The 15,040-nt window shown below is 40.9% G+C and carries 16 protein-coding genes; 14 read left to right on the top strand and 2 right to left on the bottom strand.

Annotated features, from left to right (window positions below; translation table 11 throughout):
- Positions 1 to 2,729: ribonuclease E (gene rne, locus H5058_RS14945; RefSeq protein ID WP_182678860.1), on the bottom strand; the 2,729-nt coding region annotated here is incomplete at its 3' end.
- 770 nt (positions 2,730 to 3,499) lie between these two features.
- On the opposite strand from rne, the gene rluC reads away from it, so the two are divergent.
- Together rluC and H5058_RS14935 are read left to right on the top strand one after the other, a co-directional pair.
- Positions 3,500 to 4,459, top strand: a complete 960-nt coding sequence (gene rluC, locus H5058_RS14940; protein ID WP_011328490.1) for a 23S rRNA pseudouridine(955/2504/2580) synthase RluC — start codon at positions 3,500 to 3,502, stop codon at positions 4,457 to 4,459.
- Positions 4,456 to 5,124, top strand: coding sequence for an HAD-IA family hydrolase (locus H5058_RS14935; protein WP_306287914.1), 669 nt, complete (start codon positions 4,456 to 4,458; stop codon positions 5,122 to 5,124). The genes rluC and H5058_RS14935 overlap by 4 nt, the downstream gene beginning before the upstream one ends.
- Here the strand turns inward: H5058_RS14935 and H5058_RS14930 are convergent.
- Complete coding sequence (locus H5058_RS14930; RefSeq protein WP_058373622.1) at positions 5,121 to 5,729, bottom strand: nucleoside triphosphate pyrophosphatase; 609 nt, start codon at positions 5,727 to 5,729, stop codon at positions 5,121 to 5,123. The genes H5058_RS14935 and H5058_RS14930 overlap by 4 nt on opposite strands.
- A 131-nt stretch (positions 5,730 to 5,860) precedes the next feature.
- On the opposite strand from H5058_RS14930, the gene yceD reads away from it, so the two are divergent.
- The 12 genes from yceD (at position 5,861) to H5058_RS14870 (ending at position 15,040) form a co-directional block, all read left to right on the top strand.
- Positions 5,861 to 6,385, top strand: a complete 525-nt coding sequence (gene yceD, locus H5058_RS14925) for a 23S rRNA accumulation protein YceD (RefSeq protein ID WP_011328487.1) — start codon at positions 5,861 to 5,863, stop codon at positions 6,383 to 6,385.
- Between the two features lie 9 nt (positions 6,386 to 6,394).
- Positions 6,395 to 6,565 (top strand): 50S ribosomal protein L32, encoded by a 171-nt coding sequence (gene rpmF, locus H5058_RS14920; protein WP_011328486.1) that lies wholly within the window; start codon positions 6,395 to 6,397, stop codon positions 6,563 to 6,565.
- An 11-nt stretch (positions 6,566 to 6,576) separates the two neighbouring features.
- Complete coding sequence (plsX, locus tag H5058_RS14915; RefSeq protein WP_011328485.1) at positions 6,577 to 7,614, top strand: phosphate acyltransferase PlsX; 1,038 nt, start codon at positions 6,577 to 6,579, stop codon at positions 7,612 to 7,614.
- Between the two features lie 57 nt (positions 7,615 to 7,671).
- Complete coding sequence (gene fabD, locus H5058_RS14910; protein WP_011328484.1) at positions 7,672 to 8,598, top strand: ACP S-malonyltransferase; 927 nt, start codon at positions 7,672 to 7,674, stop codon at positions 8,596 to 8,598.
- An 11-nt stretch (positions 8,599 to 8,609) separates the two neighbouring features.
- Positions 8,610 to 9,356, top strand: coding sequence for a 3-oxoacyl-ACP reductase FabG (fabG, locus tag H5058_RS14905; RefSeq protein WP_011328483.1), 747 nt, complete (start codon positions 8,610 to 8,612; stop codon positions 9,354 to 9,356).
- A 250-nt stretch (positions 9,357 to 9,606) separates the two neighbouring features.
- Complete coding sequence (gene acpP, locus H5058_RS14900) at positions 9,607 to 9,843, top strand: acyl carrier protein (protein ID WP_006792304.1); 237 nt, start codon at positions 9,607 to 9,609, stop codon at positions 9,841 to 9,843.
- 208 nt (positions 9,844 to 10,051) lie between these two features.
- Positions 10,052 to 11,290: a beta-ketoacyl-ACP synthase II gene (gene fabF, locus H5058_RS14895; protein WP_011328482.1), complete on the top strand. Its 1,239-nt coding sequence runs from the start codon at positions 10,052 to 10,054 to the stop codon at positions 11,288 to 11,290.
- 59 nt (positions 11,291 to 11,349) lie between these two features.
- Positions 11,350 to 12,174, top strand: a complete 825-nt coding sequence (gene pabC / locus H5058_RS14890; protein WP_182678859.1) for an aminodeoxychorismate lyase — start codon at positions 11,350 to 11,352, stop codon at positions 12,172 to 12,174.
- Positions 12,168 to 13,154, top strand: coding sequence for an endolytic transglycosylase MltG (gene mltG, locus H5058_RS14885; RefSeq protein WP_182678856.1), 987 nt, complete (start codon positions 12,168 to 12,170; stop codon positions 13,152 to 13,154). Before pabC ends, mltG begins: the two co-directional genes overlap by 7 nt.
- A 6-nt stretch (positions 13,155 to 13,160) precedes the next feature.
- Positions 13,161 to 13,787 (top strand): dTMP kinase, encoded by a 627-nt coding sequence (gene tmk / locus H5058_RS14880; RefSeq protein WP_011328479.1) that lies wholly within the window; start codon positions 13,161 to 13,163, stop codon positions 13,785 to 13,787.
- 1 nt (position 13,788) lies between these two features.
- Positions 13,789 to 14,703, top strand: coding sequence for an AAA family ATPase (locus H5058_RS14875; protein WP_182678855.1), 915 nt, complete (start codon positions 13,789 to 13,791; stop codon positions 14,701 to 14,703).
- A 10-nt stretch (positions 14,704 to 14,713) separates the two neighbouring features.
- Positions 14,714 to 15,040 (top strand): PilZ domain-containing protein, encoded by a 327-nt coding sequence (locus tag H5058_RS14870; RefSeq protein WP_011328477.1) that lies wholly within the window; start codon positions 14,714 to 14,716, stop codon positions 15,038 to 15,040.

The raw sequence follows: 15,040 nt of genomic DNA, 5'->3' as shown, positions 1-15,040 counted from the left end.
ACTTTAGCTGGCTCTTCAGCTGCTACTGGCGTTTCAACTTTAGCTGGCTCTTCAGCTGCTACTTGAGTTTCAACCTTAGCTGGCTCTTCAGCTGCTACTGGCGTTTCAACCTTAGCTGGCTCTTCAGTTTGTACTGGCTCTTCTACAGCTTCAACTTTGGCTAAGTCTTCAACCGCAACGGCTTGTTCAACTTGTTGCGCTGCATCCGCAGGTGTAGCTGCAGATTTAGCTTTAAGCTCTGCTTCATACTCTGCAGCAGCTTGGTCGGCAACAGGAACAAATGCCGGTGCTTCATCTGACTTAGCTTCATTGCCTTCACCTTCAGGGCGACGACGACGCTGACCTGATGCACGAAGATGACGAGGTGAGCGACGTGAACGTGTACGAGTTTGCTCTTGCTCGTCTTCGGTTGTAGGTGTTTCATCGTTAGAATCAACATCTTCAACTTTTTCTTCTTTAATATGAGCTGTTTTTTCTGCCGCTGTTTGAGTTTGCTTTTCTACAACAGGTGCTTGCTCTTGGGCTACTGGTGTTTCTTTTTCTGTAGCTTGTACAGGTGTTTCATCTGTTGTTTGTACCTGCTCAGCATTTTCATCTTGCAGGCGTACTTTTTTACGCAAATTACGACGCTGGCGACGAACCTTTGGTTTTTGATCCTTTGGCTCTTCGGCTTGAACTGGCTTAGTTTCAGCTTCTGCTTTTGCAGGTGCATCAACTTTTACTGCATCTTTATCTTCAGTGCGTGGCTCTGGGCGCTTACGTGAATTAGGATTGCGACGACGCTTATTGCGATTCTCGCCTCTCTCTTGGTTCTCGTTAGTTTGCGTTGCTGCTTCAGGTGTTGATACAGAGTTAGTTTTAACCTCTTCATCCGCAGTACGCTCAGTGCGTGGCTTAGAACGAGGGTTATTACGGCGACGCTGATTGTTGTTATTACGGCGACGATTATCGTTATTACGCGTATTATCGCGAGTTTCTTGTTGCTGTTTTTGTGTTTCTTCTTTTTTCACTTCAACGGTTTCGCTGGCGAATAAAGATTTAAACCACTTACCAATTGCATCCAGTAAACCGCTTTGCGCTTTAGTTTCAGCAGGGGCAACAACGTTAGCAGGAGCCGCTTGTGGAGCTGGTGTTGCAGGCATTACAACGCCTTTTAACATTGGCTCTTCACGTACTGGTGCTACAGGCGACTTAGACATTTCAAATGCTTCAGGCTCTGGAGCAACAATTTGTCCATAGCTTACTGTTTCAATCGTTTCGTCTTTACGTAAGCGCATTACTTCGTAGTGTGGTGTTTCCATGTGTTGATTAGGAATGATCACTATGTCGCACTTATGTTGTTTTTCCATGCGATGAACACTACGGCGCTGTTCATTTAATAAATAAGCGGCAACAGCAACAGGCACTTGAGCATTAACTTGTGCAGTGTTGTCTTTAATTGCTTCTTCTTCAATTAAACGCAAAATAGACAGTGCAATTGATTCGTTAGAACGAATCGTACCTTGACCACTACAACGTGGACATGGGCCTTGGCTTGCTTCACCTAATGAAGGGCGCAGACGCTGACGCGACATTTCGAGTAAACCAAAACGTGAAATTTTACCAATTTGCACACGAGCACGATCAGGACGAACAGCGTCTTTTAGACGGTTTTCTACTTCACGCTGATGGCGTGGTGGTGTCATATCGATAAAATCGATAACAATTAAGCCACCTAAGTCGCGAAGACGTAATTGACGTGCAATTTCATCTGCTGCTTCTAAGTTAGTATTAAGTGCTGTTTCTTCAATATCGCCGCCTTTTGTTGCTTTAGACGAGTTAATATCGATAGAGGTTAATGCTTCTGTAGGATCAATTACAATTGAACCACCTGAAGGCAAGCGTACTTCACGCTGGAACGCAGACTCAATTTGGCTTTCAATTTGGTAATGCGTAAATAATGGCGTATCACCTTGATAAAGCTTAACACGGCTCATAAAGTCAGGGCGAAAACGTTCAATATGCGCTTTAGCTTCTTCAAAAACACGTGGTTTATCAATTAATATTTCGCCAATATCACGACGTAAATAGTCGCGAATTGCACGAAATATTACATTGCTTTCTTGGTGTATTAAAAACGGCGCTTTAGCACTGTCGGCTGCAACACCAATTGCTTCCCAATGAACAAGTAAGGCTTTTAAATCGTAGTTTAATTCTTCAAACGATTTGCCAACACCAGCAGTACGAACAATTAAGCCCATACCTTTAGGAAGTTCTAAACGACTAAGTGACTCTTTTAGTTCAGTACGCTCATCACCTTCAATGCGACGAGATATACCGCCAGCACGAGGATTATTAGGCATTAAAACTAAGTAGCTACCGGCAACGCTGATAAAGGTAGTAAGAGCTGCGCCTTTTTGGCCACGCTCTTCTTTATCAACTTGTACTATAACTTCTTGACCTTCTTTGATCACGTCACGAATATTCGGACGGCCATGGAAAGTATACCCAGCTGGGAAGTAAGTACGGGCAATTTCTTTTAAAGGAAGGAAACCATGACGATCAGCACCGTATTCAACAAATGCTGCTTCAAGAGATGGTTCAATGCGAGTGATTTTGCCTTTATAAATATTGGCTTTTTTCTGTTCGTGACCTGGGCTTTCTATATCTAAATCATATAGGCGCTGGCCGTCAACCAGTGCTACGCGCATTTCTTCTTGCTGCGTTGCATTGATTAGCATACGTTTCATATTGTTACTCTACTAGTTTGTGTCGCTGACATGACGCTGTTTTCACGTCTGTTCAGTTATTCCTATTTTTAGAATGTGCAGCCTCACGACTGGGTCTTTAATGGAACGGCTCTGTTTTTTGCGTACGCAGTATTTTTAAATGCAGGCAAACAATAGTGTATTTATTACTATTAAATTCATAGCAGGGCTAAAACTGTCGGCTTTTCAGCTACGTTACACGTTTTACCCAGAAGTTGACCTGTCATACTAATCTTATTAAATGCCGTTCATATTTAGGCGCATAGGGCTCGTTAAGTAAGTGAGTAATACAATGTGATGTACTACTAAAATCCATTTTTGTGAGCAAAAATCGCTGCCAATGTTAATGACGACTTATTTATTAGATTTTTTTAGTTCTAAATAAGCTGCTGTACGGTACTACAATTGAGCAAGTGCTGAACGACGTTTTTACGTCGTCACTATCAGACAAATTATCTGTTCATTGCTTTTTCAATCGCATTAAAAATCAATTCATGTTCAAACTTAACTGGCAATATATTACGCGCATTGCCGCTAATTGATCGCACGTGTTGACTGGGTATGTATAAAAGCTTTGGAAAACTTAACTCGGATCTGTATGATCAATTACCCAGAATGTGCATCACGAATGTATTACTGCGTTAAAAAGCACCGTTGTTATTTGCAAATACTAAATATTTGCGCTGCTGATTATCCCACTATTATAACTGTGTTAGCAACTAAATTATTTTTCTTAAATTAGTGATTAGGCAATGTCAGAAAAAAACGACTTACAAGTAACTTATGTCACGATCAACGAAGACCATTTAGGTCAACGAATTGATAACTTTCTTATTACCCATTTAAAAGGGGTGCCTAAAAGCGCAATTTATAAACTTTTGCGTAAAGGTGAGGTGCGCGTTAATAAAAAACGCATTAAGCCGGTATATAAACTGCAGCTAGAAGATGTTCTTCGTATTGCGCCAATTAGGGTGGCAGAACGAGAAGAGTTTGTGCCTTCAAAACTTGATAAAGTAACACGCCTTGAAAATGATATTATATTTGAAGATAAATACCTGATTGTTATTAATAAACCGTCGGGTATGGCGGTACATGGTGGTAGTGGCTTAAGTTATGGTTTAATTGAAGCGCTGCGAGTATTACGCCCAGAAGAGCGCAGTTTAGAGCTTGTGCATAGACTAGATCGCGATACGTCGGGGTGTTTATTAATTGCTAAGCGCCGTTCAGTACTGACTGCTTTACATGAGCAGTTACGTGAAAAAACCATGGAAAAAAACTATTGGGCGCTAGTTGATGGCCAATGGGACTCTAAAACTAAAAATGTTACCGAAGGGCTGCGTAAAAATACGCTTAAGTCTGGGGAGCGCGTAGTGCGTGTAGATAACACTGAAGGTAAACCCTCACATACCCGCTTTAAAGTGCTTGAGCGCTTTAACGAGTGCTCGTTAGTGCAGGCGTCACCGGTTACCGGGCGTACTCACCAAATACGTGTGCATACACAATGCAAAGGGCATCCCATTGCGTGTGATGATAAATATGGCGATGAAGAGTTTGATAATTCGATGCGTAAAACTGGGTTAAATCGTTTGTTTTTACATGCTCATGACTTAACTTTTTATCATCCTAAAAACGAAACAACCATGCGCGTAGAAGCACCGCTTGATAAAGCACTGGCTAATTGCTTAGTTAAATTGCGTGCTAATAAAACGTGATAGCAGTCAGTTCGCTCAAAAAGTACAAGCTGGTTATTTTTGATTGGGACGGCACAGTAATGGATTCAATAACTAAAATAGTTAATTGTATTCGCAGCAGTGCCGTTGCGTTAAATATAGAACCGCCAAGCAATGAAGCAACAAAAAGCATTATAGGTTTGTCGCTTGATAAAGCCATTGCGGTATTATTTCCGCTGCATAGAGCGCAGCACCAAGCGTTAATTAGTGGATATAAGCAGCATTACCAAACAGATACTACGGCTACACCATTATTTGCCGATGTAGAAAAAGTGCTATTAGCACTACAGCACGGTGGCATTATTTTAGCCGTGGCAACAGGTAAAGGGCGCGCAGGACTCGATCGTTTATTACATCAAAGTGAGTTAGGGCATTATTTTAGTGCAACGCGTAGTAGTGATGACGCAAGCTCTAAGCCATCGCCGGATATGTTGTTTCAATTATTAGCAGAGCTTGGCATAAGCGCCGATGAAGCGGTTATGATTGGCGATACAAAAATTGATATGGCAATGGCGCAAGCCGCGGGTATGGATAGCATAGGTGTCACTATGGGTGTACATAACGCAAAGCAACTTAGCGAGTTTAACCCGATTGCAACTGTTGATAGTTATCAGCAGTTGCAACAGTTATTGCTGCCTGAGCATTAACTAAGGGGGGTATTTGATTGCGCACTTAGCACATCAAGGCCAAACTCAGCTAATAATTGGCTGAGTTTGATCAGTGGTAAACCAATTAAACTGTTGGGATCGTCTCCAGTTAATTTTTCAAATAAACAAATTCCTAGGCCTTCACTTTTAAAACTGCCTGCGCAATTATAGGGCTGCTCAGCATCGCAATAAGCACTTATTTGCGCATCAGTGAGTGTTTTGAAAGTAACATTAAATGGTTCAATGCAGGTTTTACTCTCCCCAGATGTAAGATCGTAAACGCACAGGCCAGTTAAAAATGTTACACTATGGCCGCTAAAAAGGGATAACTGCTTTACGGCATTGTGTTTATTATGAGGTTTACCTAAAATTTGCTCATTAAATACAGCAACCTGATCTGAGCCAATCACTAAGCCTTTACTAAAGTGTTTACTAGCTGCGCGGGCTTTTAATTCACTTAAACGCTTAACTAGTTGTGCAGGGGTTTCATTGTTTAATGCTGACTCGTCAACATTCGGTGAAAATGTATCGAATGGCAGATTGAATTTTTGTAATAAAGACTGCCTAAAGGGTGAGCTTGAGGCTAATATAAGTGGGTACTTCATAGATTGTTTTCCTAACCAAAATCAGATTGAGTTAGGATAAATCAGATCCGTGAGTAAAACACGTGAAAAACCACGTAAATATGGTTTTTTACTTTGACTAACCAACTAACTATCTATATGATGCAGCCCCTATGCAAAAGGTGAAAATTCCCATCACTCTTCATCCAGGCAAAGCAGCGCAACACCGTTTAAAGTATGACGGCATTGTACCGCTTGAGAAACTAACTCGTTTACGAGAAGTTGTGCAGGAAGAAGTAGGTGAAATAGCGGTAAAAATTCATTGCAAAAACGACGACCAAGGTTTTGTTGTGATTAGAGGCAATTTGTCCACACACGTAACTGTCACTTGTCAACGTTGTAATGGTGATTTAGGGTTGGATTTGGTGCAAGATTTTGTTTATTCACCAGTTGGTGATGAAACAGAATCAGACATTTTTCCAGAAGACTACGATGAAGTAGCGCTTGATGAAAATGGTGAAATTAACGTTTTTAATTTAATTGAAGACGAATTAATTTTAGCAGTTCCATTAGTCTCTACCCACAACGAAGCTTCATGCAGTTATTCAGCAAAGCCTGCCAGCTTTGGTGTTTTAAAGGCGGAAGATGAGAAACCTAATCCATTTGATATTTTGAAACAACTTAAGAAAGATTCTTAGGAGAAGACTATGGCTGTACAAAAAAGCAAAAAGTCTCGTGCAAGACGCGGCATGCGCCGTTCACACGATGCGATTAGTGGTCCAAGCTTAACTGTAGATCAAACATCTGGTGAGACTCATCGTCGCCACCATGTGACTGCAGATGGTTACTACAAAGGCGTTCAAGTAATTTCTAAATAAGAGATTTCTTTATGCTGAATAATCTAACCATAGCGTTAGATATGATGGGGGGCGATTACGGCCCCCGTTCATCTATCCCCGCTGCCGTTAACGCGGTAAATGCTCATGCTAATTTAACGCTAATTTTATGCGGTAATGAGCAAGTCATATCAAAACAACTCGAATCACTCGATTCACTAGCACACCCTCGACTTATTATTCGCCACTGTAGCGAAGTTGTTACAAATGCATGTAAGCCCGGTGTTGCTGTACGCTCCAAAAAAGATTCATCTATGCGCGTTGCCCTTAACTTAGTTAAATCGGGCGAGGCTCAAGCATGCGTAAGTTCAGGTAATACTGGCGCGTTATTCTTTATGGCACATTACGTGTTAAAAATGCTTCCTGGTGTAAAACGTCCAGCACTTATTTCTGCGGTACCTACAGAGCGAAAAAACCCTGTTTATTTACTCGATCTGGGTGCTAACGTACATTGCGATGCGCAAACCTTATATCAATTTGGCATTATGGGGTCGGTAGTCGCAGGACAAGCACTTGGCTGCGATAATCCCAAAGTAAGTTTATTAAATATTGGCTCTGAAGATATCAAAGGCCATGAAGATATTAAGCAAGCTGCACAATTAATGCAGCAAAGCCCTTTAATCAACTATATTGGTTACAGTGAAGGTAGCGATATATTTACCGGAAAAGCCGATGTTATTGTATGCGAAGGCTTTGTGGGTAATGTGGCGCTTAAAACCTGTGAAGGGATTGCAAAACTTATAATGAATAAGTTTACCGCCGCGCTTGAAAAGCACCTCGTATACAAATGCATGGCGTTTATGCTGAGCCCTATAATAAAAAAACTCTATAAAAGGGTGAACCCCGACCAGTATAACGGTGCAAGTCTGGTAGGATTGCGCGGTATTGTGGTTAAAAGCCATGGAAATGCCTCAGCTAAAGCATTTCAAGCAGCAATTGATGAAGCGGTAAAGGAGGTTGAACGCCAACTTCCTGACAAAATAGCCGCAATTTTTGAAAAAATACATTCTAAAGACACGGTGAACGAGTAGTAATTGAGTTGCCGTGTTTATAACATTATTTATTTGTTTAATTAAAAAGAGCAAAATATGGCACAACAAATTGCAATTCTATTTCCAGGTCAAGGCTCACAAAGTGTTGGCATGTTAACTGAGTTACTCCAAAGCTCAGACATTGTTAAAGCAACTTTTAGCGAAGCGTCAGCGGCGTTAGGATATGACCTAGCAGAACTGGTTCTTAATGGCCCAGAAGAAAAGCTAAATCAAACTCACCGCACTCAACCTGCATTATTAACAGCCAGTGTTGCTATTTACCGTGACTGGTTAGCAGCAAACCCAGATGCAGATGTTGTTATGGCTGGACACAGCTTAGGTGAGTACTCAGCATTAGTATGTAGCGAAGTAATAAGCTTGAGTGAAGCGGTAAAGTTAGTAGAAAACCGTGGTTTATATATGCAAGAAGCCGTACCTGCAGGTGTGGGTTCAATGGCTGCTATTATTGGCTTAGGCGACGATGAAACCAAAGCGGCTTGCGCCGCTGCAGCGCAGGGTGAAGTGGTTTCTCCGGTAAATTATAATTCTCCTGGGCAAGTTGTTATTGCAGGCCATAAAGCGGCTGTAGATCGCGCTTCTCAAGCGTGTAAAGATGCAGGTGCAAAACGTGCATTGCCACTTGCTGTTAGCGTACCATCGCATTGTGAGCTAATGAAGCCGGCCGCTGAAAAGCTAGCTATTGATTTAGCTGCGTTAACATTTAACGCGCCTAAATGCGCTGTTATTAATAATGTTGATGTAAAAGCTGAAACGTCAGCTGATGCAATTAAAGACGCATTAGTACGCCAGTTATACAGCCCAGTACGCTGGACTGAAACAGTACAAGCATTAGTTGCACAAGGTATAACGCAAAGCTACGAATTTGGCCCAGGCAAAGTATTAACTGGCCTTGCAAAACGAATTGATAAAGCAATGATCTGTGGTTCAGTTAACGACTGTGCCTCAATTGATGCTGCAAAATAAGAGTATAAAATATGACTAATTTATTTTCATTAGCGGGCAAAGTTGTCCTGATCACGGGCGCTAGCCGTGGTATTGGTAAAGCCATTGCAACTACTTTAGTTGCCCAAGGCGCAAAAGTAGCGGGTACGGCAACCAGTGAGTCGGGCGCTGCTAAAATTAGCGAGTATTTAGGTGAAAGCGGTAAAGGCTATGCGTTAAACGTAACTGATCCTGCATCTATTGAGGCGACATTGGCGGCGATTAAAGCTGATTTTGGCGATGTTGACGTATTGGTAAATAATGCCGGCATCACTCGCGATAATTTATTAATGCGCATGAAAGAAAGTGAGTGGGATGATATTATCGACACTAACTTAAGTTCTATATTCCGTTTATCTAAGGCAGTATTACGCCCAATGATGAAGAAAAAGAACGGTCGTATTATCAATATTGGCTCAGTAGTGGGCACTATGGGTAATGCTGGGCAAGCTAACTATGCAGCGGCTAAAGCCGGTGTTATTGGCTTTTCTAAGTCACTGGCACGCGAAGTAGCGTCGCGTGGTATTACGGTAAACGTAGTTGCGCCTGGTTTTATTCAAACCGATATGACTGATGGTCTTACGGATGAGCAAAAAGCAGCCACACTGGCAAATGTACCAGCAGGGCGTTTAGGGCAACCAGATGAAATTGCTGCTGCTGTATGTTACCTAGCGTCAGATGCGGCTGCGTATGTATCGGGTGAAACTTTGCATGTAAATGGTGCGATGTACATGGTTTAATAGCCTATGTGCAAAGAAAGTAATTAAATATAAGTAATTAAATTGCCAAAAAAGATTGAATTATTGGCAATCTTGCTTTAAACATACTTAAAATCGTGGTTAAAATAAGCGATAAAAGACGAAACGTACACTCAAGAGGTTTGACCAGACAATTATTTATGGTCAAAAGATTGAATCAGAGAATTATGCGACGTAAACTACGCCGCAATCTGAAAATAACGCATTGGCGTTTTTAATAAAGGAAAGAAGAATGAGCGATATCCAAGAACGCGTAAAGAAAATTATCATCGAACAACTAGGTGTTAAAGAAGAAGAAGTGAAGAATGAATCTTCTTTCGTAGATGACTTAGGTGCAGATTCTCTTGATACAGTTGAATTAGTAATGGCTCTTGAAGAAGAGTTTGATACTGAGATCCCTGATGAAGAAGCTGAAAAAATCACTACAGTACAATCTGCTATCGATTACGTTACAGCTCACGCTGAGTAATTAATCGCATATTAAGGGCAGCATTCGCTGCCCTTAATCTCTATATCCAAACCACTTCAAAGTATATGATTCAAAGCAAAGCTAAACATCAATCTAATTTACACTGATTTTATTGGTATTATGCGTTTTAAATCTAATTTGAGACGAGTACTTTGAAGTTGCTTGGGTATTATTATCCCCTTATAAAACACCTTATTGGAGGCAAACCGTGGCTAAACGTCGAGTTGTCGTAACTGGCTTAGGAATGTTGACGCCGCTAGGTAATGATGTGCAATCAACCTGGCAGGGCTTATTAGATGGCAAAAGTGGTATTCAAACTATCACACACTTTGATACATCAAAATTTGGTACGCATTTCGCGGGTCTAATCAATGATTTTGATGCATCGGCTTATATGCCAGCAAAAGATGCTAAAAAAATGGATTTATTTATTCAATACGGCATTGCCGCGGGGATCCAAGCATTTAAAGATTCAGGCCTTGAAGTAACTGAACAAAACGCGACGCGTATTGGCGTAGCAGTGGGTTCAGGTATTGGTGGTTTAACGCTTATTGAAGAAAACCATATAAAACTACTTAATAGTGGACCGCGTAAGTTATCCCCATTTTATGTACCTTCTACCATTATTAATATGATTTCTGGTCATTTATCAATAATGAATGGACTACGTGGCCCTAATATTTCTATTGTTACAGCCTGTACTACGGGTTTGCATAATATTGGCCATGCTGCTCGTATGATAGCGTATGGCGATGCAGATGCTATGGTAGCTGGCGGTGCTGAAAAAGCCTGTACACCAATTGGTATGGGGGGCTTTAATGCTGCTCGTGCACTTTCAACACGCAACGATGATCCACAAGCGGCTTCGCGTCCTTGGGATAAAGACCGCGATGGTTTTGTATTATCAGATGGTGCGGGTGTTGTGGTTGTTGAAGAATACGAACACGCAAAAGCACGTGGTGCAAAAATTTACGCAGAACTAGTTGGTTTTGGTATGAGTGGTGATGCATTTCATATGACTTCACCACCAGAAGATGGTGCAGGCGCAGCATTAGCGATGGAAAATGCGCTAAACGATGCGCAAGTAAATGCGGACCAAATTGGTTACATTAACGCACATGGTACATCGACTCATGCAGGCGACAAAGCAGAAACCTCGGCCGTTAAAAGTGTTTTTGGCAGTGCAGCAAAAGACGTAATGGTGAGTTCATCTAAATCTATGATGGGTCACTTATTAGGTGCTGCTGGTTCGGTTGAGTCGATTATTTCAATATTGTCGTTAACCGATCAAAAAGTTACCCCAACAATTAATCTTGATAACCCAGATGAAGGGTGCGATTTAGACTATGTACCGCACACTGCCCGAGATGCAAAATTAGAGTTTGCACTATGTAACTCGTTTGGCTTTGGTGGTACTAATGGCTCGTTACTGTTTAAAAAGGTATAATCTTTTTTAACAACAGACCAGACTATAAGAGCTCAGTTGTTTAACTGGGCTTTTTTTATATGCAAAAAACACAAAAAAACACACAAACTATTATTACAACAGTTAAAAACAGCACTATAAGCGCGTACGATCGAGGCTTAAATTATGGTGATGGCTTTTTTACAACTGCAAAAGTAGTAAATGGGCAAGTAGAGCATTGGTCACATCATAAAGCACGTTTAATTGAATGTGCTGCACGACTTGGTTTTCCATTAGTAGATATTGCTGAACTTGAAGCTCACATAGCTAAAAGTATAGCGGAGCATACGTTGTGTGTGCTTAAAATTGTAATAACGCGAGGCGCAGGAGGGCGCGGTTATGGTTTGCCGCAAACCTGTAATGTAACCGTGTTATTGAGTGTTTTAGAGTATCCTCAAAATTACAGCAGACTGGTAAATGAGGGTATAAGCCTTAACATCAGCCCCATTAAACTAGCCGCACAACCCTTGCTTGCAGGGCTCAAAACACTAAACCGCCTTGAACAAGTATTAATAAAAAAAGCGCTGCAAACGCAACCTTGTGATGATGTGCTTGTACTTGATTATAACAACAATGTGATAGAAGCCTCTGCAGCAAATATTATTGCTATTAAGCAAAATAAATTATTTACCCCAAGCCTTAATGAGTGCGGGATAAAGGGGGTTTATCTACAATCATTATGTGATAAATTAGCCGTTGATTTTAAGTGCGTAAGTATTGCAGACTTGCTTGAAGCAGATGCGGTTTTTATCTGTAATAGCTTAATGGGCGTAGTGCCTATTAATCGTCTTGAGCAGCGTAGCTTTGATATTGTGCATAGCCAGTTATTATTAAATAAATTATTAGCCAAGGAGGCTAAGTGTTAAAAGTTACTTTATCGGTATTATTATTAGCTATAATTACCAGTGTTTTTGGTTATCAGCAATTACAAGCAACGCTCCATAGCCCATTAAAAGTAGCGAATAACACCCAATTTGAAGTGAAAAAAGGTACTGGCTTTAATCAGTTATGTAAGCAATGGCAAGCCAATAACTGGGTAGAAAACTGCTGGCGTTACCAATTACTTGCTAAACTAGACCCAACACTCACAGATTTAAAAACGGGGCTTTACGCACTTAATAGTGATAGTGTTATTAGCAATATAAAAAAAATAAATAATGGCCAACAAGTTAGCTTTAGTTTTACAATTATTGATGGCCAAGCGCTGCGCGAAGTATTAGCCGCTATTAAAAATGCCAATAACTTAAAAAATGATTTAAAAGAGCAGCAACTAAGTCAGCAAATACTTGGCAGTGATATGCACTTAGAAGGCTGGTTATTTCCCGAAACCTATCACTATCATAATAACGACACAATTAGCAGTGTGCTAAAACGCGCCGCCCAAAAAATGCAGCAAACCCTTGATACTGCTTGGCAGCAGCGTGCACAAAATTTACCCTATAAAACAGCGTACGAAGCACTGATAATGGCCTCCATTATTGAAAAAGAAACGGGCCTTGCCAGTGAGCGGCCATTAATCGCCTCTGCATTTGTAAACAGACTAAATACTAATATGCGTCTACAAACAGATCCAACCGTAATTTACGGCATTGGGGAGAGCTTTGACGGCGATATTAAACGCAAAGACTTGCGTAACTACACGCCCTATAACACCTATCGTATTAATGGCCTGCCGCCAACACCCATTGCCATGCCATCAAAGGCAGCTATTTTAGCCGCGGTTAATCCACCCACAACTGAGTATGTTTACTTTGTTTCAAAAGGTGATGGCAGTCATCAATTTTCAACCACATTGAAGCAACACAATGCGGCAGTTAAAACGTATATATTAAACAAAAAGAACTAATTTTTTATGAAACCTAAATTTATAGTAATCGAAGGGTTAGAAGGGGCCGGTAAATCTACCGCTATTGCTTTGTGCCAGTCGTTTTTAAACAGCAAAAAAATTGATTTTATTAATGTGCGTGAACCCGGCGGTACTCCGCTTGCTGAGTCGTTACGTACATTAGTAAAAGCACAACATGACGAAGAAATAGCGTTCGAAACTGAATTATTAATTATGTACGCTGCACGCTCGCAGCTAATGCATAATGTTATTAACCCAGCACTTGAGCAAGGGCAATGGGTACTTGCCGATCGTCACGACTTGTCATCGCAGGCGTATCAGGGTGGTGGGCGTGGTATTAGTGCTAATACACTTGCATCACTTTCTTCCATGGTATTAAAAGGGCTAAAACCCGATTTAACCATTTACTTGGATATTGATCCGGTTATTGGCCTTGAACGCGCTAAAGGTCGAGGCGAATTAGATAGAATAGAACAAGAAGCGATTGAGTTTTTTCAGCGTACACGGATGCGTTACTTAGAACTTGCTAATGACGACAACTCCATTAAAACTGTTGACGCAAACCAAAGCATTGAGCACGTACATCGTGATATAACGAATGTATTACGCACATTTTTTGCAGAGCAAAAATAATATGAGACTGCCTTGGCTACACGATATAGAGCAACGCTTAACACAAAGTTTTAAAGCACAGCGCTTTCATCATGCGCAGTTGTTTAGTGGTCCTATTGGTGTTGGCAAGTTTGCTTTTGCAAACCAGTTAGCAAATGCATTGTTGTGCAACAATATAGCCGAGCAAGTTGCGGCAAAAAAAAGTGTATTATCGGCTTGTGGACAGTGTAAAAGTTGTTTATTAATAAAGGCAGGTACTCACCCTGATAAGCGCTTAACGCAAGTTGATGGGCAGAGTATTGGCGTAGACGATATACGTGGTATTAGTGATTTTATGCATCATTCGGCAGCGCAAAATGGTAATAAAGTCGCTATTATCGAAAACTGCGAAAAAATGACTACCGCTGCTGCAAATGCGTTATTAAAAACGCTAGAAGAGCCAAGTCAAAGCCGGTTTTTAATTCTCACAACCAGTCAAACTACACAATTGCCAGCCACTGTTTTAAGTCGCTGTGCAAAAACGGATGTAAAAGTAACAAACTTAGCACTTGCTCAGCAATGGTTAGAATCGCTAGAAATAACTAATTACACCTGGTTGCCGCTGTTTTACAGCCAACCACTGCAAGTTAAATACTGGCAAGAGCAAAATCAGCTAAAAAATATAAATACACTTTATAAATTTGCAACTGAGTTTAAACAAAGTCATAATTTTACTGAGTTAATAGCAATAATAAATAAACAGCCTGAGCTTATTCGTATATTTACGTTGTTTTTAAGCGAGCAATTAAAACAACAGCTTATGCAAGGCATGAGCTTTGACGCTTATCAAAATGTGCAACATGCTCTAAACGAGTTTTTACAAAATAATACCAAAATACTCGGGCTAAATTTACCGCTAGCAGTATCGAGATTAGCGTCCGTACTGCGAAATAATTAAAGGACTGAGCATGCAAGAGCTATTAGTAGATATAGACGATTTAGATGAATTATATTGCTGTTATATGCCTTATTTAAAAAAAGGCGGCTTATTTGTACGCACTAATATGCGTTACGAAGTAGGGCATTCACTCGCTTTACGAGTTACCCTTCCAGATGCGTTAGAGGATGACGTTGTGACCGGGAAAGTGTCGTGGATCACACCACAAGGAGCGCAAAGCTCTAACCCGCCTGGCATAGGTATTAGTTTTTTAGATGATAAAACAAACCTAAACGCCAAGATCGAAAAACTACTGGGGACTATGTTAAACTCCGGTAATCCAACTTATACCATGTAA

The sequence above is a fragment of the Pseudoalteromonas sp. SR45-4 genome, assembly GCF_014163535.1.
GTDB classification, from domain to species: Bacteria; Pseudomonadota; Gammaproteobacteria; order Enterobacterales; family Alteromonadaceae; genus Pseudoalteromonas; species Pseudoalteromonas nigrifaciens.
Note: the sequence above shows the minus strand (reverse complement) of the source record. Positions and strands in the feature narration are given on the sequence as shown.

Bases quoted from the DNA above. Each gene is read 5' to 3' on its own strand.
- H5058_RS14930 (WP_058373622.1), bottom strand. From the start codon at position 5,729: ATGAAGTACCCACTTATATTAGCCTCAAGCTCACCCTTTAGGCAGTCT.
- acpP (WP_006792304.1), top strand. From the start codon at position 9,607: ATGAGCGATATCCAAGAACGCGTAAAGAAAATTATCATCGAACAACTA.
- pabC (WP_182678859.1), top strand. From the start codon at position 11,350: ATGCAAAAAACACAAAAAAACACACAAACTATTATTACAACAGTTAAA.
- rluC (WP_011328490.1), top strand. From the start codon at position 3,500: ATGTCAGAAAAAAACGACTTACAAGTAACTTATGTCACGATCAACGAA.
- rpmF (WP_011328486.1), top strand. From the start codon at position 6,395: ATGGCTGTACAAAAAAGCAAAAAGTCTCGTGCAAGACGCGGCATGCGC.
- tmk (WP_011328479.1), top strand. From the start codon at position 13,161: ATGAAACCTAAATTTATAGTAATCGAAGGGTTAGAAGGGGCCGGTAAA.
- fabG (WP_011328483.1), top strand. From the start codon at position 8,610: ATGACTAATTTATTTTCATTAGCGGGCAAAGTTGTCCTGATCACGGGC.
- fabD (WP_011328484.1), top strand. From the start codon at position 7,672: ATGGCACAACAAATTGCAATTCTATTTCCAGGTCAAGGCTCACAAAGT.
- H5058_RS14870 (WP_011328477.1), top strand. From the start codon at position 14,714: ATGCAAGAGCTATTAGTAGATATAGACGATTTAGATGAATTATATTGC.
- plsX (WP_011328485.1), top strand. From the start codon at position 6,577: ATGCTGAATAATCTAACCATAGCGTTAGATATGATGGGGGGCGATTAC.
- yceD (WP_011328487.1), top strand. From the start codon at position 5,861: ATGCAAAAGGTGAAAATTCCCATCACTCTTCATCCAGGCAAAGCAGCG.
- H5058_RS14875 (WP_182678855.1), top strand. From the start codon at position 13,789: ATGAGACTGCCTTGGCTACACGATATAGAGCAACGCTTAACACAAAGT.